The sequence below is a fragment of the Coprococcus hominis (ex Arizal et al. 2022) genome, from assembly GCF_040094675.1.
In the GTDB taxonomy this organism is placed as follows: Bacteria; Bacillota; Clostridia; order Lachnospirales; family Lachnospiraceae; genus Coprococcus_C; species Coprococcus_C hominis.
This window is the reverse complement of record NZ_JBBNHG010000028.1, coordinates 1-23850: the sequence shown is the minus strand read 5'-3', so window position 1 is coordinate 23850 and position 23850 is coordinate 1. Positions and strand designations below refer to the sequence as shown.

Here is a 23850-nt window from a genome sequence, read left to right as displayed (position 1 = left end):
TAACATAAAAGAAAAAAAGTGGATATATTTTCCACTTTTTCATATGATTTCTTATACTTATTTCGTAAATTGTCTATGATTTAGTCTTGGCATATCTTAAAAATGAATCCCCGGATTCTCCATCTTTCCGAATTCCAGCAGAGATAATTTTGAAAGATGAAATATCTTCGCAAGGATCGATTTCGGAAACATCTGCAATTCGATATTGTACTTCGTTGCCGCATCGTTATAAAACTGTCTTGCCTTACTCACGCGGTCTTCGGTCTCGGAAAGTTCTGTCTGCAGCTGTAGAAAGTTTGTGTTCGCCTTTAATTCCGGGTATTGTTCTGCCACTGCAAACACTTTCCGCGATGCCCGGTTTAACGCTTCGTTTGCCTCAAAGCGCTCATTTCTTGTATCCGCAAGTGTCATCCGGTTCCGGAGTTCGACCACCGTCATAAGTGTTTCTTTCTCATGCTTTGCATACCCTTTCACAATCTCTACAAGATTCGGAATCAGATCTGCCCGTCTGGCAAGCTGGATATCAATCTGCGACGCCTGATTCTCCGCCCGCGTTTTCAGTACCATGAATTTATTACACGTACAGATTGTTACAATCACAAGAACCAATATCAAAGCCATAATTACAACTTTTACAATCACTGCTCCATCCATTTTATTTTCTTCCTTTCTTTCCTCTATTTTTACTGTTTCATCCGCGCCATGATCTCTTTTTGTATCTGCGTATTTTCCTCCAGCAAAACCGCATAGATCAGATAATCATCCCACAGTGCAAGCGCATCCTTCTCCGCCTCATTCAGATACGAATAATCGTGAATAAAATTCTTCATGCCCCAGATATATTCCGCATATTCATTTCCACGCGCTGTCCGCACATAATCTGCACGCTCTAACATCTGGCTGCTCCGCATTTTCAGATATAAAAACGGTACCAGTAACAGCAAAAAGAAAAGCGCAAACACCATAAAACATAATGCCATCGTTGAAAGCAGCTGTGGTGTACGAAGGATCAGCTCGACCTCATTTGCCTTTCCACTTATCGTATTCATGCAGGCAAGCATCCAGTTCAATTTCCTGCCAAACCAGAATACCTGGTCCGACAACGGGAATGCGATATTCCCATATGCTTCCTGCATCGCCGGCTCCATTGTGCCGGATGCAATCAGGAATATACAGGCAATCAAAAGTATCACCCACAAAAAAGCAATCTTCTTCGCATGGCGGTCAATCGCAGATGGAAGGATTCCGCTTCGTTTCTTCAGAAAACCATCTGCTACTGCTTCTGCCATCATCTGTTCTTTCCATTCCTGCAGATGCTTCTTCGACGTTCCTTCCAGAAGCTTGTCAATCAGAAAGTAGTCACTCTCCCGCAATTTCTCATTCTCCCCCGGCTTTGGATTTCCCTGTATGTACCCATCTTCCGTTTCCCGGATCAATCCGAGATGCTCATACCAGAGGATATATGCACTGAGATCCTTTTCTTCCTCAATCTGCAAATCTTCCAGTAAACTGATTTCTCCCGGTGTCAGTCCGGTAAGTTTATCCCGGTAATAATCAAGATCCTGCATCGTCACAAAGGTACAATTCGAAAGCAATTCTTTCTTTGCACCAAGCAGTTTTGCCCTACGAATATAAAAAGGAATACAGCCAAACACCAGTGCAATCAGAAATATGATTACTAAAAATCCCAGTGCATTCGAAAGCATCATCTGTGTCTTGGACACAGCGAAAATTTCCCATCCATAACGAAACAGGAGCACCCCCATGATGATTGGAAAAATCAACCATGTACGATGCTCCTGCTTTACTATATCATTCAGATGTCCTGTTCGAAACCGCTTCTGACTCATCGAATTCTCCAATTCCGGTTATCAATAAAACCATACATCGTTCTACATAAACTATGTGATCTTATCTATAAAGTATCAGCTATTCCGTTTCGAATCTATCTGTACTGTGTAATTCTCATGTTAAGTTTTCGTTAAACACTACCGGTTATGCCGCACACAGGCGACAATACACCATATAATAATTCCAAATAAAACTGCCAGGAATATAAACGTTGCTGCAAGCATGCCATCCATCTTCTGCATGTAGGAGGTTATCGTGCTATAGAGCGTAAATACACCAAAACAAAATTCCATCCCCACCATCATCCAGACAACGTCTCTATACACACGCACCGCATGTTCCGGTTTTACTTTCACTGGCATGCTCCACAGATCGGGTGGCATAAAATGTAAAACCAGACTGCTGATGCCACAGCTAATCAGCATAATAATTGGTAAAAACAGAAAGGAATACGGAGATCCATATCCATCTGCATTTCCAGCCGCGTCAAAGTGTGTTGCCACTTCCTTCGGCAGCTTTGCAGACCATATAATTCCAATCACAATCGATGCCCACATCAAAACATAGGCGAGTATCTCAACAATCTTCTGCTTGAGTGTAATGTGGTTTTTCATCTCAATTCCTCCTTACCTTGGGGACGTTGTTTGGGGCATATTGGGGACGTTGTTTTTGTTCCGAAGAGTGTCCCCTGTCTCATATCATTTGATATCCAGTTCCGGTGGAACATCAATCTCCTCGGAGACATATTTTCCATCTTTCTTCCGTTGTCTCACGCACTCGGATAGGAGATATTCGATCTGTCCGTTGACGGATCGAAAGTCATCTTCTGCCCATGCGGCAATATCGGCATACAGTTTTTCCGATAAGCGGAGCGGAATCTGTTTTTTCGCTGCCATCTAGTATAAGCTTCCTGAGTTCACGATTGGCTGCGCATCATGGTTGCCGCACAAAACTACCAAAAGATTTGAAACCATAGCTGCCTTTCGCTCCTCGTCCAAGTCAACGACCTGTTTTTTGTTTAATTCTTCTAACGCCATTTCTACCATTCCAACCGCTCCGTCTACGATCATCTTTCTGGCATCTATAATAGCAGATGCCTGCTGCCGCTGCAACATTACAGATGCAATTTCCGGTGCATATGCAAGATATGTAATTCTTGCTTCCACGATCTCAAGGCCTGCCTCATTGACCTTGCTCTGGATCTCATCACGGATTCTTCCGGCTACAACCTCTGCGGAACCACGCAGACTGCCTTCATCGGCTACACCGTCACCGGTTGTATCAACATTCGGTGCCACATCATACGGATAGACACGCACGATATTACGAAGTGCACTGTCACACTGCAGGGATAAATATTCCTTATAGTTATCGACATTGAAAACTGCCTTTGCTGTATCCATTACACGCCAGATAACTGCAATTCCGATCTCAACCGGGTTACCGAGACAGTCGTTGATCTTCTGTCTGCCATTGCTCAGTGTCATCGCCTTTAATGAAATCTTCTTTCCTGATGTAGAACCATCGACCGATACAGATGTACCATCCGCAGAGATGGAAAATGCACTCTTCGCTGCTGTCTGCTGGATATCCCCACTCTGTGCCAGCTTTGTAGCAGCTGCCGGATTGATGGCTGTACAAAATGGATTCACGAAGTAAAAACCAGCTTCCCGGATTGTACCAACATACTTCCCGAACAACGTCAAAACCAATGCTTCCTGTGGCTTCAACACCCGAAGTCCAATCAGTGGAAACCATCCAAGTGATAACACAACGATGGAAACAACCATGAGTACCAGATAGCCTGTTTCTGCGGAATCCTCATACTTTACAGCTCCAAATACAGTACCTGTAATTGCAATCAGATAAACGAATAAAACAGTCAGCAATACTGCCATACCTTTTCGCTTCGTAGTATAAATTTTCTCTTCCATAACCAATTCCTCCCTTTGAATCGATGCATATCTTATTTTGATATCAAAATCATATCACTTTGATTTTTCCTTGTCAAGAAAAAACCGGCACATCTCTGCACCGGTCTTGGGGACGTTGTTTTTGTCCTGAAAAGTGTCCCCTGTCTCATATAGATTTTCTTTCTTACATCGGGCATCGGCTCCGCTGTGGCATATCCTCGCCCTTCACATAGCGGGCATTGAATTCCATATTAATCTCGCGCAGCTCCTTCTTCCCGTCGATGTAGTCCTGATACATCTCCGCTAAGCCGCTCATACAGCCATCACAGGTTGCCTCAATATTTCCGAGCGATTCTGCTACAATCTGCTCACGTTCTTCTCTTGTTGTATCCTTGATCAAATAGCCTGACATCTCGTATCCTTCCTTTCGTATTCCTCAATATTATACTCCATATTCCACTTCAAGAAGCATAAGTCCATGTGGCGGCGCTGTCGGACCTGCCATCTGCCTGTCCCGTGACGCAAGTACCGTCTCCATATCTTCCGCGTGCATCCGTCCATAGCCAACCTCAAGCAGTGTTCCGGTCAGTATCCGGACCATATTCTGTAAGAAGCCATTTCCATGAAATGTCATCCGCAGATATCCTTCTTCCTCTGCGATTGTAATATCATAGATTGTCCGCACTGTGGATTTCTTCATCTTATTATTCCCACAGAAGCTCTTGAAATCATGCGTGCCAATCAGGTATTCTGCTGCCTTTTGCATCGCTTCTATATCCGGCATCCGGTCAGGTGTCCCATTCGTAACCCATTCCGGCAACACCCATGTATACAGCCGTTCAAATACCGGCTTTTCGTCCCCGATATAACAGGTATACTGATACACCTTTCCTTTGGCATTAAGTCTTGCATGGAACCGCTCGGATACACCCGAAACCTCCCGGATACAGATATCATCCGGCAGATAATGATTCGCATAGGCTTTGATTTCTTCCGGCGTAAGCGTGGTATCTAAGAAGCCGTTTGCAACCATGCCCATCGCATGCACACCTGCATCGGTTCTTCCTGCACCATGAATCTTCACGTCCTGTTCCGTCATCCTCGCGAAGACCGCTTCCAACTTTCCCTCAATCGTATCCACTTCTTTTTTACTTTCCCAGCCATGATAGCGCGTGCCATCGTAGCTGATCGTCAATCTATAATTCATTCTTATATTTTAATATTCCTTCCACTACGTCTTTTCCCGTAACAAATGTAATCTCATCATCGGAGATTTTCAATATATTTTGCATCCACAATATATTTCCCGCTGACTAATTCAAATTCGCCATCAAACATGGTGATTGTCTGTACAAAATGCTTCACATCCTCAATGGAGCTTAGCATAATTTCGATTTCACGCATACTTATCCCTCTTGTAACATATCTCTGATTTCCTGATTCTGTGGCATGACCTTTAAAGCACCCTTACGTGTTGTGATAATCGAAGCAGCTGCATTTGCAAACCGGAGCATCTCATACATATCACTTTCAGACAATCCATTGATTCCCTTGTCAAGTACTGTATTTAAGATACATGCCATAAATGTATCGCCAGCACCGGTTGTTTCAATCGTATTTTTCTGTAAAAACGGTTCCGCATATACACTTTTTCCTTTGTAATATGCCTTGCTTCCATCTTTTCCCATCGTTGCACAAATCAGTGCCGGACAATATTGCTCCATGATTTTCCCAATTCCCTGATCGATATCTGCAGTACCTGTTAAGAAAGATATCTCATCATCCGAAATCTTCAGAATGTCACATTGACTGATTCCATACCACATTTTATCAGCTGCGTCTCCAAGTTTTTTCCATAATGGCGGTCTTAAATTCGGATCAAAGGAAATGACAGCTCCCTGCTCTTTTGCTTTTTTCACTGCATGTTTCGTTACCTGCTCCATCCGTAAATCCGTCATTGACAACGTTCCAAAATGAAAAATCTTTGTATCAGCAAAAATCTCCTGCTGGATTTCTTCCTCCCTAAGCATCATATCTGCTCCAGGATTACGGTAAAAAGAAAAGTCGCGATCACCATCCACACCAGTATGTACAAATGCAAGCGTCGTATGCACAGTATCATCTGTCACCAGATTATCTATATTGATTCCCTGGTCTTTCACCGCCTGCGTCAACATTGTACCAAACATGTCTGCTCCTACTTTCCCAATAAATGCAGTCTTTTTTCCAAGATTCTGCAACATGGAAAGTACATTGCACGGAGCACCGCCCGGATTTGCTTCAAGCAGAGGATTTCCCTGCGCACTCATTCCATTTTCTGTAAAATCTACCAACAATTCTCCAAGTGCTGTTACATCAAACTTTTTCATATCGGTTCCTCCTTGCATACTCTACGCCACAACAATATCATATTTTTCAAGATTTACAATGGCTTTTCCATCGCACACAAAACTGATCTGGTCCGCTTCGAGCGATGTATAAAATGTTGTACTGAATACCTGTTGTCCATCATTCAGAAAAACTTCCATTGAATACTTATCTAAGATTATACGAAGCTTCCATTTTTTACAAGGTGATTTTACTTTTACTCTCCGGATTGCATTCACATCACGTACCATACCGGAATATGTCCGGTCAATTTCTATCCTGTTTTTATGCTGTAGTATAGAAAAGTCTGTGTGGAACTGTTCATTTTGTGCGACTGAGATTGTAAACTCCCTGAAATCGCCACCGGCAATCTCCACGGTCATATCAAGTACACGTCCTTTAATACCATCGAATCTGCATGTTCCCTGTACTTCCTGCTTCTCATACCTGACACCATTTCTATGATAGTTTTCGATTTCACGCACCGGGCTTTGCAGAATCTTTCCATCTTTTACCTTGAGTTCCCTCGGTAATATCATCATGCCGGACCATTTCTGACCTTCGGGACGGATATTCGAATCCCATGACTGCATCCATGCAATCATAATTCTTCTTCCATCGTCCGCAAGCATCGTCTGCGGTGCGTAAAAATCCAATCCGTCATCAAGCGAGTAAACTGCGTCATAATGGAATATATGCTGGTTTTTATCATAGCTTCCCATATAATAAACCGAATTGTTTCCATTATGAAATTCTTCATCCGCACTTAGATTCTGCGGAGATGTAATTAATACATATGCACCATCCAGGCAGAAGAAATCCGGACACTCCCACATCGTTCCAAGCATACCGGTATCGTCTTTTGCAAGCACTGACACATACTCCCAGCTAATTGCGTCCTCTGAATGGAACAAAACAACATGCGGTTTTCCATCATCCGTCTTATTTCCAACAACCATATAATAGCCATCTTCCTCTTTCCAGATCTTCGGATCCCGGAAATGTTCCCGGCTGAAATGTTCCGGCATCATATCTCCTGTTACAACCGGATTTTGCGCAAGCTTAGTATATGTTTTTCCGTTTCCAATCGCAAGGCATTGGTTCTGATATACGTTTTTTACTCCATTTTCTTCCTGCTCTGTCACACCGGTATATACAAGCAGATGTCCTTTTTCTGTCTCAATGGCAGATCCTGAGAAACACCCTGCATCATCGTAACTTTGGTCTGGTGCAAGTGCGATGGGAAGTTCAGTCCATTTTACAAAATCTGTTGTCTCCGAATGTCCCCAATGCATCGGTCCCCACGCCTCATTATATGGATGAAACTGATAGAACAAATGAATTTTTCCATGATAAGAAGAAAAACCATTTGGGTCATTCATCCACCCACACGGCGGTGTTACATGAAACGCTGGGAATTGTTCTTTTTTGACTCTATGAACATTTACAAACTCTTCCGCTTTCATTAATTTATTCATTCAAAGTCCTCCTATAATTCAACCGATTGTAACATCATAGAAATTCATTTGCGGTGATCCAATGAATCCAGCAACAAACTTATTGACCGGATGATCATATAATTCCATCGGTTTTCCAACCTGCTGTACCACACCGGCTTTCATAATAACAATCCGGTCTGCCATAGTCAAGGCTTCCACCTGGTCATGTGTGACATAAATCGTTGTACTTCCTAGTTTTCTGTGAAGCTTACTGATCTCATTTCTCATGCTGACTCTTAATTTCGCGTCCAGGTTTGATTATTCCGGCTTAAGAAAGGGAATATTTATGGCAAATGACACACATGCCAATATACTCTTAAACCTTATTATGCGAAAATACAGATTTCTTCCTGATGAATACCGCATTGTCGGTTTTGACGATTCGCCAATTGCATCTGAGGCAATTATCCCTATCTCAACCATCAGGCAGCAGATTGATAAGAGAAACATCACATTAAAAAACCATGGTAGAAAGCACCGCTTTACCATGGTTTTTTGCAAATTTATTTGTTATTTCTAATTTTCGTTTCTTCCAGACAAACATACAAGTACACCTGCCATCACTCCGGTTGCAAGTAGAACTATCATCCACACAACTGGAGATGCTGCATCGCCAGTCTTTGGGCTTTTCAGAGTTGTCTGGTCAACAGGCTTGCTTTGGTCTGGTGTTTTGACAGCTGTTTCCGGTGGTGTCACATCCGCCTGCTTCGCTGCTGCTTTTACTGCAAATTTTGTACTGCATTCACCATCCACATAGATAAATGTCAGTGTATGGGATCCCTCGGACAACGTCTGCAGATACTCCGGTTTCAGTGTAACGATCGTTGACCCGGAAACGGCTGTATAATTCTTCGCATCAACCGGTGTGCCATCGACTTTAACGCCTGTAAACTTTGAAAAATCTCCATTTGCACGCACCGTCAGCGTTCCATCTGTATTCTGTGTCCAGGAACCATTTGCGCCTTCAATGACTTCATATTGTGCAGAAGTTTCCACTGGCGTCATCGTCAACCCTATAATCATCCATAACGTATGCATCTCGTCCGGATTTTCCAGCTCCGGGTCCCCTTCACGTAAATGATAGGTGTATTCTGTGCCATTTATCTTTAATTTCGTATCTGACGTGAAGCAATATCCTTCCGCCGCCTTGAAATATGCACCATATTCATACTTCTTTCCGGCTTCAAATTCTGTGATATGCTCAGTAAAGCTTTTATCCCAGAATTCCGCGGAATTCACGCCTGCATCTCCACAAAGCCACCATTCACACTGATAAATATATGGTGCTCCATCCGGTACTTTCCCTGTAAATACCGGCTTATCTCCGGCTTTAAAACTAACCGTTGCACCATTAAGCTCAATCAGATCAATCTTCTTTAGCTGTACCGGTTTTGATGGCTCAATGAAATTAATAGCAACAACAAACATCGTTGATCCACTGACCGTTACATTTTTTGCATTGACAGAACTGCCATTTACCATCATAGTACAATCCGATGCAAATTTATAACCATCCTTTGCTTTCAGAGATATACTATACATGTAGGATTTGCCTTCCTCAAAGCTTGTAATCTTTTTATCTGCTGCAAGTGCATCGTTTTTTGACTCATCGGAATACCAGAATGCTGTCGGTTCTAACCCTTGTTCTGTCTGTTCCATGCATTCCCAATACTCATATTCGATGTCATACATATCACGAAACGGATCCTCCTTGGTGGCAGATGCTTTTGGAACATCTCCCGGCTGATAGTGGAACCAGACATTCTCGATATCAACATTCGGAATCTCTGTTTCTTCATCATAAAGTGTCAAGTTATACTCCAGTTCATACACCTGATATTCATGCACATCTAAATTATTTGTAATCTGACCATATTTTTCTTCCAAATTTACAATATCTCCAGCCAAAATCTTCTTGAGATCCTCTATATCCGTTATAGTATCACCACGCGCATCGGTTACAATATTTGCACTTTCAAAATGATCATGTATCAATTTTGTTGAGGTGACTGTTTCTTTCGAACTATATGCCTGATTATATTGATTTCTGATCTCATTTTTTAAGCTTGTGATCATCGCCTGTACCGTTTCCGAGCTCACACTTCCTTCTATAAATCCGCTTTCTTTTTGCACCTGCGTTTCACTTGTTAAACTATTGCTGCCATCATGCATAATTTCAGTCACATTCGCTGTGATTTTTACATTTGTATGATACGTATTTGTGTAGGTATTATTTACCTTAGGAGCAGACGGATCTGTACCTCCGGAACTGCCATCTTCCTCCGCATATACTCTGCATGGCAGGATTGCCACAAACATTGCCATCACCACTAGTGCAGTCAACCATCTGATTTTTGTTTTTTTCCTTTTCATTGAAAACCCTCCTCGCTATTTAATGTGATACGATTATAACAACTTTCCAGATATTTATGCTTAATATTTCCACACAGTCAATGTCTATCCGGAAACATCTGTATTGTAATTACCGGCCTTTGTTGTATAGTATATATAATCATTTATTATAGAGGAGGAGAAAATTATGACCTTTCAAGAGAAACTCGCGGAATATATTGAACAATTGGACTGCACAGCAAAAATGCTCTCCGAACGCTCTGGTCTTTCGGCAGCTACCATCAGCAGATATCGTTCCGGTGACCGCGTTCCTGAAGCAGATTCTGATAACCTTGCAAATCTGGTAACTGGTATTGTTCGTATTGCCGGGGAAAAAGGCTTATCTGAATTCACAATCCAGACTGTCACAGACTCCTTTCTCCCCTATGTCAAAAGCAAAAACCCGGATATCGATAATCTTCAGAAAAACCTGAACACACTGCTGTCAATCCTGCCTGTGAATATTTCCGAGCTTGCCAAATATATAAACTACGACGCATCTTATATCTCGCGCATCCGGAATGGCCAGCGGCAGCCTGCAAACCCACAGCAATTTATCTCCGGAGTCTCCCATTTCGTCGCACGCCGATACCAGGATACATCCAAAAAAGCATTGATTGCCGACTTGATCGGATGCAGTCTGGAAGAGTTACAGGATCTGAATCATTACCAGACTCAGCTTTCGGATTGGCTGGCAAACGGCTCCAACCATTCCAAAGACCAGATGACGAGTTTTCTTCATAAGCTGGATGATTTCAATCTCGATGAATACATCTGCGCCATCCATTTCGATGAATTGAAAGTACCATCCGTTCCATTTCAGCTTCCTACCTCCAAAAGCTATTTTGGTCTGCAGGAAATGATGGACAGTGAGCTTGCATTCTTAAAGGCGACTGTGCTCTCCAAGTCCACAGAACCCGTCACGATGTATAGCGATATGCCAATGAGTGAGATGGCAAAAGATCCAGATTTCCCTAAAAAATGGATGTTCGGTATGGCGATGATGCTCAAAAAAGGACTTCATTTAAACCAGATCCATAACATTGACCGTTCCTTTGATGACATGATGCTTGGATTAGAAAGCTGGATTCCAATGTATATGTCCGGTCAGATATCCCCCTACTACCTGAAAAGCGTACAGGGAACTATTTTTTCCAGCCTTTTAAAGGTATCCGGCAGCGTGGCACTGACCGGAGAAGCGATCAATGGCTATCACTCCGAGGGGAAATATTATCTGACCAAAAACAAAAGTGAGGTTGCTTACTACAAGAAACGTGCCGAACGACTCTTATCCAAGGCAACACCACTCATGGAAATCTATCGCTCCGAGCACGCACAGGCATACAACTTCTTTCTGGATGAAGACACAAAAAAAGAAGGCGCAAGATATTATATTTTATCTGCCCTTTCGTTACATACGTTAAGCGAAGATCTACTTGACCGTATTTTATGTCACAATCAGATTCCGCAGGTGGAACAGGAACAAATCCGGCAATATGTTTCAAGGCAGAAGGAGCTTGCAGCTACGATTTTATCGCATAGTACCATCACAGAAGAAATCCCTGTGCTGACCAAACAGGAATTTGATCAGTCACCAATGGTGCTCCCACTCTCCGGTTTATTTTATGAGAAGGATGTGCTTTACCGTTGGGAAGATTACACAGAACACTGGAAACTGGCACTTGCTTACCAACAGCAAAATTTCAACTATCATATTGTTGAAAATACAGCTTTTGCCTTTCGCAACGTCCAGATCTACATTCATGAAGGAAAATGGGTACTTGTATCTAAAAATAAAACACCCGCGATTCATTTTCTCATCCGGCATCCGAAGATGCGGCATGCCTTTGAAAATATGGTAATTCCAATCAGGGACGATTCTTCTGTCCCGAAGAATGTCCCACTGTCACATTAATAAAGGGAGCGATACCGAAAGATATCGCTCCTTAACTTTCTACTTTCTTCCTGTTACCTTCCGCCGCATACTGCAGCGTGCTTCCTGATTCGCATAGGCAGCATTCTGTGCCTCCTGCAGCAAAACATTCCCCTGTCCTGCCCGCGTATAAACACAATCGTATGCACCGATATATGGACGCATGCACTCTGTAAACTGCTCTGCCTGTTCCTTCTTCGCTGAAAAACAATCCGGCACTGCAAAAAAACGGTCGTTTCCTCTTTGTCTTCCATGCTTGACTAAGATATATTTCTGATTCTCAACCGGTGCAAAAAACTCATTCACACACCGGGAAAAAAGCGCTCCATCTCTTCCGCTTCCGCCCTGCAGATATACGACATGTTTATACGCTTCCGGCGTCTCCGTCACAACCGTACTGTCCGGCATATCCAAAAGCTTCTGCTTCTCCAGTGCTTTCCGGATTCCCTTGCCAAATGTCTTCAACCGTTCGTACGGACTTCCAAGCATAAACATCTTTGGGAAGCAGTAAGAAAGCATCCCCAGTCCTGCCAGCGTAAATATTCCGGCTAGCGTTCCAAGCCACGCACTCCCGGTTTTCGCACCTGTCTGCGCCGCCATATACCATGCAGCACACAACAGGAATATCGAGAATATCATCTTTGCTACCGCATCATGAAACGCAGCCCTTGGCACCGCTTTATCCCGCACTTTTACCTCTGTCACGACCTCCATCTTCGGATAGATCGTAAGCGAACGATTCCAACGCTCCCGCAAGCGGCTCCGCTCCTTAGATAAGGCGAGCATCGTCGCATTCATATTCGCTACATTCGCCTTTGTAAATGGTTTCTGTATGATCGACAGACGTGCCAAACCATTTTCAATCACATTCTCCGTGTAGTGCAGACCTAGGAAATGTTCCATTCGTCTGGTAAGCATCCGGTAATCCTCGCTCGTCTCCGGTTTCGTCCCGAACGAACTCTCATACCATGGTTTTAAGCATACCAGATGCCAGATATTGCTTGTCTTATCCGGTTCTCTGTCCCATGTGCGGATGGCTCTGCCACGCATCTGGTTACTGAGCATAAACGAACCAACGGTACTTGCAAGAATCAGGGAATTAATGCACGGGGAATCCCAGCCTTCGCCAAGCAGTGATTTTGTACCGATCAACACCTGTATATATCCATCTGCAAACAACTGTGTCACCGCCGGTATCAGGAAATGTGAGTCTCCAACCGCAGATACCTTCACATACTCAGTCTCCGGCAGACTTCCAAGCTTCGAGAATGTCACCGTGCCTGAATCACCCACAGTTTTTAATAGTGCATCCTTCGCCTCTGCTGGTATCACAATAATGCTTCCACATAACACGCCAAGCCGCATGTCCGACCACATATCCTGCGCATCCCGCCGAAGATTCTCAAAGAGTGGCAGCACCCCGAGCAGATTCACATCTGCTTCCCGGTTACCGATTGATTTTTCATGTTCCTTCCGTATATAATCCGTAAGGATCAGCATATGCAGCCTTCCATGAAGTGATGCATATTCATGCTGTGTAATCTGGCGGATGCTTTCGATCTTCCCAAGGGAATTCGTCAGATGCTTCTCTATCTCCGGATCTAACTCCTCACAGTCCGGATGTGCCTGCATATACCGCATCACTTCCGCTTCTTCCTGTTTCGTCGGATAATTGAAATACACATAATCCTGATGCGGGCAGAGGCTTCCCTCCTTCACCAGCTCCGGCGTCGTGATCTCCTCATCAATCTCGCCACACATCGCGATATAACGGTTCCACATGGCAGGTGTCGAATCATATGGCGGTGTCGCTGTAAGTGCGATTGTTGTCACATCGATCAGCTTCTCCTTCAAGCTTTCCAGCGATTTCCACCACTCGCTTCGCAGATGATGGCATTCATCAAGACAAAGCGTATCTACCTTTGCATCCTGCAAGACCTGAAGCAGGGAAAATCCCTGATAATCCTCTTCTCCATCCTGTATCTGCGTCATGGCACTATGCAATGCCTGATATGTAGTCACTGTAATTGCACGTGGATTTTTCAGGCTTTGTGACAGATACGCTTCCGCATTCACACCGTCACACAAAAATGCCTCTTTGATCCGTGCGATCCACTGCTCCCGGATCGTAATGGTCGGCACAAGCACCAGTGCCGTTCCCTGCAGCCTGCGTATCAGTTCAATTCCAAGCGTAGTCTTTCCCGAACCCGGAGCCGCCACGATATGGATCTTGCCATCCCGCACATAATGCTCCGCCCGATCCAGCACCCGTGCCTGATACACACGCCACGTTCCCTTAAATTGTAAAATGTTTTCGTAGTTCATAGTTTTCTAATAACTTCATAATCCATAACCCATTTCCAATTGCTTCTGTTAATCATCCACGACTGAACCCCTTCTATTCTTCCATACCTATGATCATTATTTTTAATCATCCGATTTATCTCTTCTTTATTTCTTCTATAAATATCCGCGTCTTCTTTCGGAATAGACGCATATAACGCTTCTACCCTTTCTCTCACAGCTTCCAAACCCAGATTATCTGCAGCAAAATCCAAAAAGACGTTATATTCATCAAACAAATTCTCATATAAATATTTGATAGCCGAAATATAATCTGCTTCGAATCGTGTACACAAATCAAGCGGTGTTTTGAATTCTTCCAATAATGTATTATACGTTGACTCCAGACTTTCCTGTGTTGATATATCGTACCAGTATCCACTTTCTGCCCCAGGGCGAAACATTTTGCTTGCTACAACACTGTTAATTCCTTCTTTTCCATATTTTTTATTATATATATAAAAGCCCGCTTCGATCTCAACCTGCTTACCTGATTGATTCCATTTGCTTGAGTAAAAGTCAAAATGGAAAGCCAGATTTCCTATTACCTTTTTTAAGCATCTCTGACTTTTCAAATATTTAAAACCTATTTTGTCCGCCAGAGCACTATATAATTTGACTTGTGCTTCTTGCACTGAATACACCATATCATTTTCTCCTACGCTTCTTACAATCTCTCCAAATCATTCACACCAGCATTAACAACAATCCCAACTATAAAGTACATCACTAAAATCCAGTTCCTCAAGTTTTTTGCTGTTAATAAAAAACGCACCAGCACCGGCATCGCCCCACAGAATTCGCCACTGATTCTTCCAGTAATCCGAATCAAGTTGGAACAGCAGGGTATCATAATAATTTCTCTTCATACTTCGTGGATCAGACTGTCTAAAATATGGATATCCAAACATCCGGTGTCCATATGTAGATTCGTGAATATCTGCATATTTTTTATCATACTCATCAAACATTTGATAAAATTTTAATCTGCTATCCAACGCAATACCGAACTCGTCTGCAATCTTATGCAGTAATCCATCACACCTTATATCACAGTCATTCATATATGCTTTTTCCATCTTGAAGGAAACTGCATATTCTCCCTTTACAGGGAAGCAAGCTCCGTTATATTGATTTCCATGTATATCTTTTTTTTCCATATCCCTGGTTGTCTTTATTCCCATAGAAAGCACATCCGCCTCGGTAATACTTTCATCTATTTTCTCATGGTACACAACCTGATAGGTATGATTTGGATAGCCACTTTCTTGCATGGACAGACCATAGTTTCTGTCATACCATATAAAAAATTGCAGCATTCCTGTCTTTGGCAGCATTTGATTGTCAGGAACCTCATTCAGATTTATCTGTGCCAGCAACATCAAGCTACTTCCACCGGAAGTTGTCGGATACTTTCTTTTCCTGTCCCAATAGGGAACGCCTCCCAGCTTACTTTCAATAAGTGTCGGCTTTCTATTTTCCTCTATCTGAATTTTAATGGAATCCTGACTGGTCCGCTTCTGCAACTCCTGTAATAATATTTTCACAGTTTTCTTGTCCGGCATTTGAACAGGCGTATGATAATCGTCAACTGACTCTTTTGGTTTCACATTCTTTTTATGACCAAAATATATCATAACAATTCCAGCAGCTAAAATTACGCCGAAGGAAAAGAACAGGGAAAGATACACATGAATCGGTTGGAATTTATCTGTAATCGCACCATATGTACAGCAAACAAACATTCCGCCTCCGAACACGGACAAAATTATTCCTAAAATGTACAATATAATTTTCTTCATATGCTTTCACTTTCTTAACCAATATTGGTATTCTCAAACAACTTTTTACTATTCAGGCGAGTGAAAATTCGAATATTCGGATTGATAAGCTCAATATAATGCATTATTATATTCTATAAAGGAAATGGGGTTTCACCGGGTAGGGATTATTCCTGACAGGACTTGCTCGTTTCTTTTTTTATTTCCAAAATGTCATACAAATACTTTTTCCCTGAAGAAGCATGTCTGATCAATAGTCTTGCAGTAAAAACATTATATCTCTCAATATCACCATTTTCTGCATAAACCGGTAAATCAAATCGTGTATCATATCTGTACCAATCCTTGGTCAGTGTCTTTCGCTTTGCTATAGTACCATATCCTTTCCGAATTCATAACTATAACAAAATCAATCCTATTGCTTCTTCGCACTTTCTTCCAATTCCAGCATGTACTTATCAAAGTCAGACATGAACAACCTGTCCTGAATGACACGATACTTTTCAAATTCTGTCTCAGCTTTTGCCTTGGCAATCTCTGCCGTGATCTTGCCTGCGTCCTGAAGGACCTCTCTGTCATCCGCCATCAGGAATAGATCCAGACGCTTTGCCCAGTCCTCCATCGTCATTGGAATGTGACGTTCTGCGCGATCCTCTGCTAAGTCCAGATAAGCAGATACAATACGCTCCAGTGAACGCATTTCTTTCTCTGAAAGATAATTCTTCGCAATGCTCACATCGCTTTTTACAATCTTACCTTCCGGTGCTGCTGCCCAAGTGGTTAATCCCATGTGTGGCTTATCTGCATCGGCTCGCTCATAAATCAACTCCGCTGCCGTATGTCCATGAATTGCATAATGCATCTTGTTTTGGACCTTTGCAAAGAACTGCTTTGTCGTTTTTGCCGTACGGTCATAATCGAGAGCAGTAGCATAGATGTCTGTTATCTTCTGATAGAATCTACGCTCTGACAAACGGATCTCACGAATCTGCTCAAGCAAGCGATCAAAATATTCTGTTGTAAGCACAGAGCCACCATTTTTCAAGCGTTCATCATCCATGACCCAGCCTTTGATGGTATAGTCCTTGACAATGCCATTGGCCCACTTGCGAAACCGCACCGCTCGTTCATTGTTCACCTTAAAACCAACAGCAATAATCATTTGAAGATTATAATGTTTCGTATCACGAGTAACCTGACGCGAGCCTTCGGTTTGAACTATCCGGAAATTCCGGATAGTTGCATCTTCCTCAAGTTCCGAATCAGAATAAATTTTCTTAATATGCTCATTAATTGTACGAACATCTACGCCATACAACGTGGCCATCATCTTCTGTGTTAGCCAGATATTCTCATCTTCATAGCGCATCTCAATACTGTCCTGCTGATCACCAACTGAGGCAACATAAGTCAGGTATTCTGCAGCGCTGGAACGGATGGTTATTTCATCTTTTTTCTTTTTCAAATAAGAGGCCTCCTTTAACGTCCCAAAATCATTATTCTGCCTGTGCATCAAAAGATTGTTTCACGATTTCCATGATTTGATCTAATTCATCCTGATGCTCCATAAACAATTCTACATCGCCATTTCCCCAACGTCCTAAGCCAGTAATATCTTTGCAAATACCATTAGGGTCATTAATCTCTGAAAACTTCATATTAATCGAGATACGCAATCTTTGTTTCTGAAAAACAATATCAACAAAATTAGTATCCAGTTTATAGGCAACATACAACTTTTTATATTCCTTCTTAACCGCAGGGGATAAGTTCATAATGCGCTTATCTAAAGACTCGAATAGTATTCTTGTAAAAGCATTCACATCATATGTTTCCAAGGAATATTTCTGCACTGTTTTATCTTCTACTTGATATAGCGCAAGTTCTGCAACTGTTAAAGTTGGATATGGCCAAATAGATTCTGCTTTCTTTGCTAATTCGTTTGCCCTCTCTTGGATATGTTTTTCATTCCACTTATTTTGCAAAACCACATATTTATTAAGCCTAAGTGCACTTTCTTTGAATCCACCCGGCATATCCATCTTTTCCAAGAAAGGCCTGTCACTCATTTCAGAATTATATGCAGTCAAAGTAAGATTGCCAATTGTATGTAAATACTTTTTCTGAACCTCTTGCCACTCAGTACCAAGATCAGCTTGCCACTCTAAAGAAAGATTTTTGTTCTGCGGCATAATATGCTCAATGGTGTAATTCTCTATTATAATTGGAGCTTTGTTTTCAAAGTTTTCCAAACGACTGAGAATATAATTTCTAGCACGCATATTATAAATATCACGGCTTACAAATGCACCTTCAAACTTATCGTCATCTGGGAATTCTTTATATGTATCCTGCATCACGAAAAATGCCTTAATAGAATTCAGATAATCATCTGGTCTAATATAATTCTTCAATGTTGCAAAGGTTTTGTTCATTGAGTTGGTCGGGATCTCACAAATTGCACGTCTCAGAACATAGCTAATGCAAAGCTTCAAAATATTCTTCAGTTCATCTGATGTAATTAGTCCTTCTACGCAGTCATGATGAATTTTCAGCAAGAACGGGTAAGATACTTCCATTCTTAAATCGATAATGTCCTCATATAACTTCTTTAAATCCGTGTCAGTATTTCGCTTGAATACAATATTTGTATAATATTTTGCATATTCAAACAAATCTTGACATAATTCTCTGATAGTTCCAAATTCACAATTCAAATGATACAATTTAAATTCTTCATATACACGTCCTTGCTTTGGAATACGAGAAAGTTTCATGGTCAAGTAATGGCGGAAGAAAGCATCCATTACCGTTCCTTGCGTTTCATAGATAAACAGCTGTTCCATAGGCCGCCAAAGATGTTCATATACATAAGTTTGTTCAGATGGCTCTAATCCCATCAAAACATAGTTACGAATCAAATCAGATTCAGAAAGTTCCTTACCAGTAGAATTCAAACTTTCAAAAATTGCCTGTGCATCGTCAACAGCACGATCTAATGTGATATTAACAATTTGTAATTTTCCAATTGACTCATATACCTCTGCAGGCTGAATTACTTTATCAGCGAGTTTTCCAGCAAAAAAATTGTAATTTTCAATCAGTCTTGATCTAGTGCCTTCTGCAATTGGCTTTTCCTCAACAAGGCTTATAAGAACATCTCTATCTGTTTCAGTCAGCAGTAACTTATATCGTTCATCACCACTTTCATACTCGTTTTTTAGAAGCATATTATCTATACGACGAGCATTGATTGTTGTGTCATTCGGATTCTTTATTGCATAATCGCGCAAAGCCAGAAGAAGCAGTGTTAAGGTAGTCATTCGCTGTTGGCCGTCAATAATCATATATTTCTGAACACCTGTTGGCATTGCCTGTTCAGCAATATTAACAATAGAACCTACAAAATGGCCCACTTTACCTTTTCTCTGCATCTCTACAATATCGTTCCAAAGTCGTTTACACTGATCTATATCCCAGCTGTAGAATCTCTGATAAACCGGAATCAAGAATTGCTTATTTCCGTTCAATATCTCATAAATATTGCCTTTACGTGCATCCATATCGCACCTCCATTACTTCTTTTCTCCATAAGAAACCGTATCCTCTGCCACCTTGCTTAGTTCTATTTCAGATACATATTTATAGAGTTTTTCTTCTTTTCGTGGTTCCACATTATCCGTCCAAAGCTCACACTGACTAATTACTGTGCTTATTGCAAAATCATAGTCTTCCGGCGGATACTTATATTTCTTAAGGAGTCGCTTAACCATCTTACGCATCTGCGCTCTAGCAGTTTCTTTCTTCTGCCAATCGATAGTGCGATTCTTACGAAGCATTTCTGTAAGTTCTCTTGTCAAAGCAATTAATTCATCATTCTTATAAAAATCCTTGATATGCTCCGGTTTTGTAAGGACATCATAAAATGCCAGCTCTTCTTGTGAAAGTCCAAGTTCCTGACCATTCTTATAGAGATTTGCAATCTCTTCTGCAGTTTTCAGAAGTTCTTTAATAACCTCTTCATTGGTGATTAGTCCGTTATAATAAGAGTTCATCAGTTGTGCTATCTTCTCCGAGAATTTTTGTGACTGTACCACATTTGTTCTCTTGTAAAGAGCCACTTGCTCAGCCATAAGTTTTTTCAAAATCTCGACAGCTATATTTTTTTCCTTCATTCTAGAGATTTCGTCCAGGACTGCTGGATCAAACAGGCTGAAATTTTCACCGCCACTCTTGCTGCTGTCAAATAAGCTGATGACACCTTCACTCTGTACTGCCGCTTTCAAAAGTTCATTGATTTGATCGTTAATCTCGGTAAGGGCCAGGCTCTTTCCACCAGTACCACCGTAAGTGATCTTAATAACTGTAAATCGCAAAGCTTCCATATAAGCTGCTTCATGCCTTTCCTGTTCTGTTATTAATCATCATTTTTGGTAATATGAGTTATAACCTTGTATATCCCATATCCAACTAGCGCCAGAGCGCCAATAATTAATTTGCCTGTTGTACTATCTTTTAATTCATTAGATATATCCTCCGCAGGCTGTTCTTTTCGGCTATTGACTTTCTTCCAATATGCCTCCGATTCAGCAGCTTTCTCTGCCCTGCGTCGGCGACGCTCTTCAGATGTTTTCTCTCGTATATAACGCTTGTTCTCCACTGAAGTGTCAAGTTCTTCAAGAATTCTTTCATCCCATTCGAACCAATTCCAACCTCGAAATGCATAACCACCGTACCCGTTGTCATCGCCTTTTTCAACTACGAATAGTTTTCCTTTCTCTGTTGGATAATAATTTCCGGGCTCACCAGAAAGGAATCCTTCTTCTTTTAATAAGATGTTCATTTCCTCTGCTGTCAAGCCACACCTTTCTCCTAATCGTTTTGCTGATAATGTCATGTATCGTCCTCCTGCGTTATTTATCTTGGATGTTCTTCTGCCAGTTTTCGTTCTTCTTCATCCCATCGTTTCTGAACTTCTTCAAAATATTTTTCACTTTGTTCAGAAAATGTGCCACGCATATAGCTGATTTCATCCATCAGGCCTTGTCCCCATGTTACATCGATTAGCTGTTCATGATGATATGTTGCTTCACTAGTACATCTGGACAACACTGTATTTCCTGAAGCATCCAAAATGGAGTACGGATATTGATACTTCAAGATTATGTTGTTCTTATTGAGCACATCTTCCTTAATATCTCTGTCCCAACAAAGTATAAGAAGCTGTAGACTATTGAACCTAAATACATACGATAATGCATAATTCTCAAACTCTTGTATTTTCCTCTCCTCTCGCAAGGTGATATGCCCGGTATTATAATCAATGTTTGTGACAATACTATTCGCCAGTAATAGTGGCGAATCTCCCCAGCGGAGTTTCATATTTCCAAACATATAATCCAGTGCAGGCGAAGTGTTTACTGCAAGTCCAGCCAAGATTGTAATATTCCCTAGCGGACTACTTTTTTCTTCATTCAACAGGAATTCTTTTACTTCATCATCAAAAAAAGATACATCCTTCTTCCTAGCCCTCAAGTCATTGAACGCAAACTTCAAACACATTTTTTGAATCATTGTATAGTCATATTCTACAGAAAGAGTGTCATCTTTTTTGTACTTCACTAAAAAATACTTCTCAATAAATTCTTTTGCATAAGAATCGATGTACGAAATCCTATTGTTATTACAGTCTGCACAAACATCCTTCACCATAGGTTCCCCTTGATGCACGATACTTCTCTCTCCGTCTATTGTTGCGAAGCATTCCGGAAATAATCCAAGTATTCCACTTGATATTATATGCTCTTTAGTCCCTTTAGCTTCTTTTCCACAATAAGCACAAATCATACATAGCCACCTCCTGTTATCTATTCCACTGCCAAGTCTGTCTCTTAATATCGAGTGGCTTAAACTGCGGTCGGCTCTGATAGCAATTCCAGTGCCACAACCTATGACATCTAATCCACAGCCTAAACCCTATCGCTATTTTCCGACCATCCACTTTTTCTCCAGTCAGACTAAAAAGTAGATATGTTTCCATACAAGAAAACCGAGCTTTCCGCAAGGCTTCTCTGATGATAGTAACCTCGAAAGAAGCCCGGAAATACGTCACTTTTCATCCCTTATTTATCTTTTCTTGACAGCAGACAGACCGTCTCCACGTGTCCCCCTTGGCAAAATTGATCCACGACCGCAACCTTCTCGACCTGATACCCAAGCTCGCCCATGCGCTTCACATCTCTGGCAAGCGTTGCCGGATCGCAACTCACGTAGACCATCCGCTTTGGCTGCATATCTGCGATTGTCTGTAATAATGTCTCATCGCACCCCTTGCGTGGCGGATCAACGACGATCACATCCGCATATACGCCGTGTTCCTTGTATTCGGCTGGAAGCACTTCTTCTGCCTTGCCAACGAAGAACTGCACATTTTCGATGCCATTGATCTGCGCATTTACCTTCGCATCGGCGATTGCCTGTGGGACGATTTCCACGCCATACACCTTCGCCGCCTTTTTGCTCAAGAACAGCGAGATTGTTCCGATACCACAGTACAGATCCCAGACTGTCTCCCCGCCCTGCAGATTGGCATATTCCAAGGCTTTGTCATACAGTTTCTTTGTCTGAACCGGGTTTACCTGATAGAACGACAATGGTGATATCTGATATTTCACATCACCGATATAATCCGTGATATAATCCTGTCCCCATAAGGTCTTGCATGTATCTCCCAGAATCCGGTTTGTCTTATCCTGATTGATATTGATGCTGATGCTCGTCATTCCATCGATCTGGCGCAACCGCTCTACCAGCACATCCGCATGTGGGAGCTTCGTACCATTAATGATCAGGCACACCATGATCTCACCGGTTGTAAATCCTACCCTCGTCAGGATATGACGCATCAGACCAGTATGCGTCTCCTCATCATAAGTTGAAATATTATATTCCTGCAGGAAATCCCGCACACATTTAATAATTGTATCATTGCCTTCCGCCTGGATATCGCAATGCGACGTATCAATGATCGTATGCGTTCTGCCTGCATAAAATCCGGTTACGACCTTTCCTTCCTTGTCCCGTCCCACCGGGAACTGCGCTTTGTTCCGGTAATTCCACGGATTTTCCATGCCGATAATCGGCTCCATCAGATCTTCCGGATGCTCGATTCCACCGATACGCGAAAGACAGTTCTTGACTTTGTTCCATTTGTAATCAAGCTGTTTTTCGTAGCTCACATGCTGCAATGTACAGCCACCACACGGTCTTGCCACCGGGCATTTCGGTTCTACACGATATGGTGACGGTTTAATTACCTCCACCAACCGCGCATACACATACTGCTTTTTGACCTTCGTGATTGCGGCACGGATCGTATCGCCCATCACGGCATCCTTCACGAATACTGCGATGCTTCTGCCGTCCTCAGTCGCTACATGTCCGATTCCTTCGCCGTCCGTTCCCATATCCTCTATCACTAATTCTATGCTATCGTTTTTCTTCACTTTCGTTCCTCTTTTTACCTAAACTATATTTATAAATTCAACTAATCATAGTATACTATATTTATAATTTGAAGAAAAGAAACAAATAATCAAACATCAAGATGTTCTGTAATTTGTAGATATATGGTTGTATTTCATTGCAGTAATATGGATATGTTTGGAACTTAGAAGTTCTTGATGTTCTGAGTATAATCAGCAATGTTTGAACACGATGTTCAAACAAGCCGCCACTGAGCCACGGATGGCGAATTGGCGGCGATTGCGTAC

At 41.9% G+C, this 23850-nt stretch carries 21 protein-coding genes and 2 pseudogenes; 2 read left to right on the top strand and 21 right to left on the bottom strand.

Translation table 11 applies throughout. The annotated features are described in order from the left end of the window. Window positions 1-96: 96 nt before the first annotated feature. The 11 genes and pseudogenes from AAAT93_RS05265 to AAAT93_RS05215 all read right to left on the bottom strand — a co-directional run. Window positions 97-654, bottom strand: coding sequence for a LemA family protein (locus AAAT93_RS05265; protein ID WP_021985100.1), 558 nt, complete (start codon window positions 652-654; stop codon window positions 97-99). Window positions 655-683: 29 nt separating this feature from the next. Beyond that, window positions 684-1850: a DUF2207 family protein gene (locus AAAT93_RS05260; protein ID WP_021985101.1), complete on the bottom strand. Its 1167-nt coding sequence runs from the start codon at window positions 1848-1850 to the stop codon at window positions 684-686. Between the two features lie 138 nt (window positions 1851-1988). After that, on the bottom strand, window positions 1989-2465 hold the full coding sequence (locus AAAT93_RS05255; protein WP_021985102.1) for a DUF1648 domain-containing protein: 477 nt from the start codon (window positions 2463-2465) through the stop codon (window positions 1989-1991). Window positions 2466-2549: 84 nt separating this feature from the next. Beyond that, window positions 2550-2747 (bottom strand): hypothetical protein, encoded by a 198-nt coding sequence (locus tag AAAT93_RS05250; RefSeq protein WP_021985103.1) that lies wholly within the window; start codon window positions 2745-2747, stop codon window positions 2550-2552. Further along, window positions 2748-3785: an SPFH domain-containing protein gene (locus AAAT93_RS05245; RefSeq protein ID WP_227573502.1), complete on the bottom strand. Its 1038-nt coding sequence runs from the start codon at window positions 3783-3785 to the stop codon at window positions 2748-2750. 163 nt (window positions 3786-3948) lie between these two features. Continuing rightward, the gene (locus AAAT93_RS05240) at window positions 3949-4176 is read right to left on the bottom strand and encodes a hypothetical protein (protein ID WP_021985105.1); all 228 of its coding nucleotides are present in this window, start codon (window positions 4174-4176) and stop codon (window positions 3949-3951) included. Between the two features lie 30 nt (window positions 4177-4206). Beyond that, on the bottom strand, window positions 4207-4977 hold the full coding sequence (truA, locus tag AAAT93_RS05235; RefSeq protein WP_117781020.1) for a tRNA pseudouridine(38-40) synthase TruA: 771 nt from the start codon (window positions 4975-4977) through the stop codon (window positions 4207-4209). 50 nt (window positions 4978-5027) lie between these two features. After that, window positions 5028-5168: a hypothetical protein gene (locus tag AAAT93_RS05230; protein ID WP_177986360.1), complete on the bottom strand. Its 141-nt coding sequence runs from the start codon at window positions 5166-5168 to the stop codon at window positions 5028-5030. A 2-nt stretch (window positions 5169-5170) separates the two neighbouring features. Continuing rightward, complete coding sequence (locus AAAT93_RS05225; protein WP_227573501.1) at window positions 5171-6133, bottom strand: carbohydrate kinase family protein; 963 nt, start codon at window positions 6131-6133, stop codon at window positions 5171-5173. Between the two features lie 21 nt (window positions 6134-6154). Then, complete coding sequence (locus AAAT93_RS05220; RefSeq protein WP_227573500.1) at window positions 6155-7609, bottom strand: glycoside hydrolase family 32 protein; 1455 nt, start codon at window positions 7607-7609, stop codon at window positions 6155-6157. A gap of 24 nt (window positions 7610-7633) precedes the next feature. Continuing rightward, window positions 7634-7888 (bottom strand): annotated as a pseudogene (locus AAAT93_RS05215) (ABC transporter ATP-binding protein); the annotation flags it as partial. Window position 7889: 1 nt separating this feature from the next. Between AAAT93_RS05215 and AAAT93_RS05210 the strand changes: the two are divergent. Then, window positions 7890-8072: pseudogene (locus tag AAAT93_RS05210) on the top strand (LacI family transcriptional regulator); the annotation flags it as partial. A 74-nt stretch (window positions 8073-8146) separates the two neighbouring features. Here AAAT93_RS05210 and AAAT93_RS05205 read toward each other — a convergent pair. After that, entirely contained in the window at window positions 8147-10003 is a 1857-nt protein-coding gene (locus AAAT93_RS05205) for a X2-like carbohydrate binding domain-containing protein (RefSeq protein ID WP_227573499.1), read from the bottom strand. A 166-nt stretch (window positions 10004-10169) separates the two neighbouring features. On the opposite strand from AAAT93_RS05205, the gene AAAT93_RS05200 reads away from it, so the two are divergent. Then, window positions 10170-11936 carry a helix-turn-helix transcriptional regulator gene (locus AAAT93_RS05200; protein WP_227573498.1) on the top strand — a complete coding sequence of 589 codons (1767 nt, stop codon included), beginning with the start codon at window positions 10170-10172 and terminating at the stop codon, window positions 11934-11936. A 39-nt stretch (window positions 11937-11975) separates the two neighbouring features. On the opposite strand, the gene AAAT93_RS05195 is transcribed toward AAAT93_RS05200, so the two are convergent. The 9 genes from AAAT93_RS05195 to rlmD form a co-directional block, all read right to left on the bottom strand. Continuing rightward, entirely contained in the window at window positions 11976-14279 is a 2304-nt protein-coding gene (locus AAAT93_RS05195; protein ID WP_227573497.1) for a DEAD/DEAH box helicase, read from the bottom strand. Next, window positions 14276-14944, bottom strand: a complete 669-nt coding sequence (locus AAAT93_RS05190; RefSeq protein WP_227573496.1) for a hypothetical protein — start codon at window positions 14942-14944, stop codon at window positions 14276-14278. Before AAAT93_RS05190 ends, AAAT93_RS05195 begins: the two co-directional genes overlap by 4 nt. 51 nt (window positions 14945-14995) lie before the next feature. Next, the gene (locus tag AAAT93_RS05185) at window positions 14996-16042 is read right to left on the bottom strand and encodes a YwqG family protein (protein WP_227573495.1); all 1047 of its coding nucleotides are present in this window, start codon (window positions 16040-16042) and stop codon (window positions 14996-14998) included. A gap of 451 nt (window positions 16043-16493) precedes the next feature. Beyond that, a complete protein-coding gene (locus AAAT93_RS05180; RefSeq protein ID WP_227573494.1) occupies window positions 16494-17543 on the bottom strand; it encodes a virulence RhuM family protein in 1050 nt (349 codons plus the stop codon). A gap of 31 nt (window positions 17544-17574) precedes the next feature. Then, window positions 17575-19641: a GmrSD restriction endonuclease domain-containing protein gene (locus AAAT93_RS05175; protein ID WP_227573493.1), complete on the bottom strand. Its 2067-nt coding sequence runs from the start codon at window positions 19639-19641 to the stop codon at window positions 17575-17577. Between the two features lie 12 nt (window positions 19642-19653). Continuing rightward, window positions 19654-20496, bottom strand: a complete 843-nt coding sequence (locus tag AAAT93_RS05170; protein ID WP_227573524.1) for a DUF3387 domain-containing protein — start codon at window positions 20494-20496, stop codon at window positions 19654-19656. Next, window positions 20496-20975, bottom strand: coding sequence for a hypothetical protein (locus tag AAAT93_RS05165; RefSeq protein ID WP_227573492.1), 480 nt, complete (start codon window positions 20973-20975; stop codon window positions 20496-20498). The genes AAAT93_RS05170 and AAAT93_RS05165 overlap by 1 nt, the downstream gene beginning before the upstream one ends. A 20-nt stretch (window positions 20976-20995) precedes the next feature. Next, entirely contained in the window at window positions 20996-21925 is a 930-nt protein-coding gene (locus AAAT93_RS05160) for a hypothetical protein (RefSeq protein WP_227573491.1), read from the bottom strand. 275 nt (window positions 21926-22200) lie between these two features. Next, on the bottom strand, window positions 22201-23583 hold the full coding sequence (gene rlmD, locus AAAT93_RS05155) for a 23S rRNA (uracil(1939)-C(5))-methyltransferase RlmD (RefSeq protein ID WP_227573490.1): 1383 nt from the start codon (window positions 23581-23583) through the stop codon (window positions 22201-22203). Window positions 23584-23850: the final 267 nt, after the last annotated feature.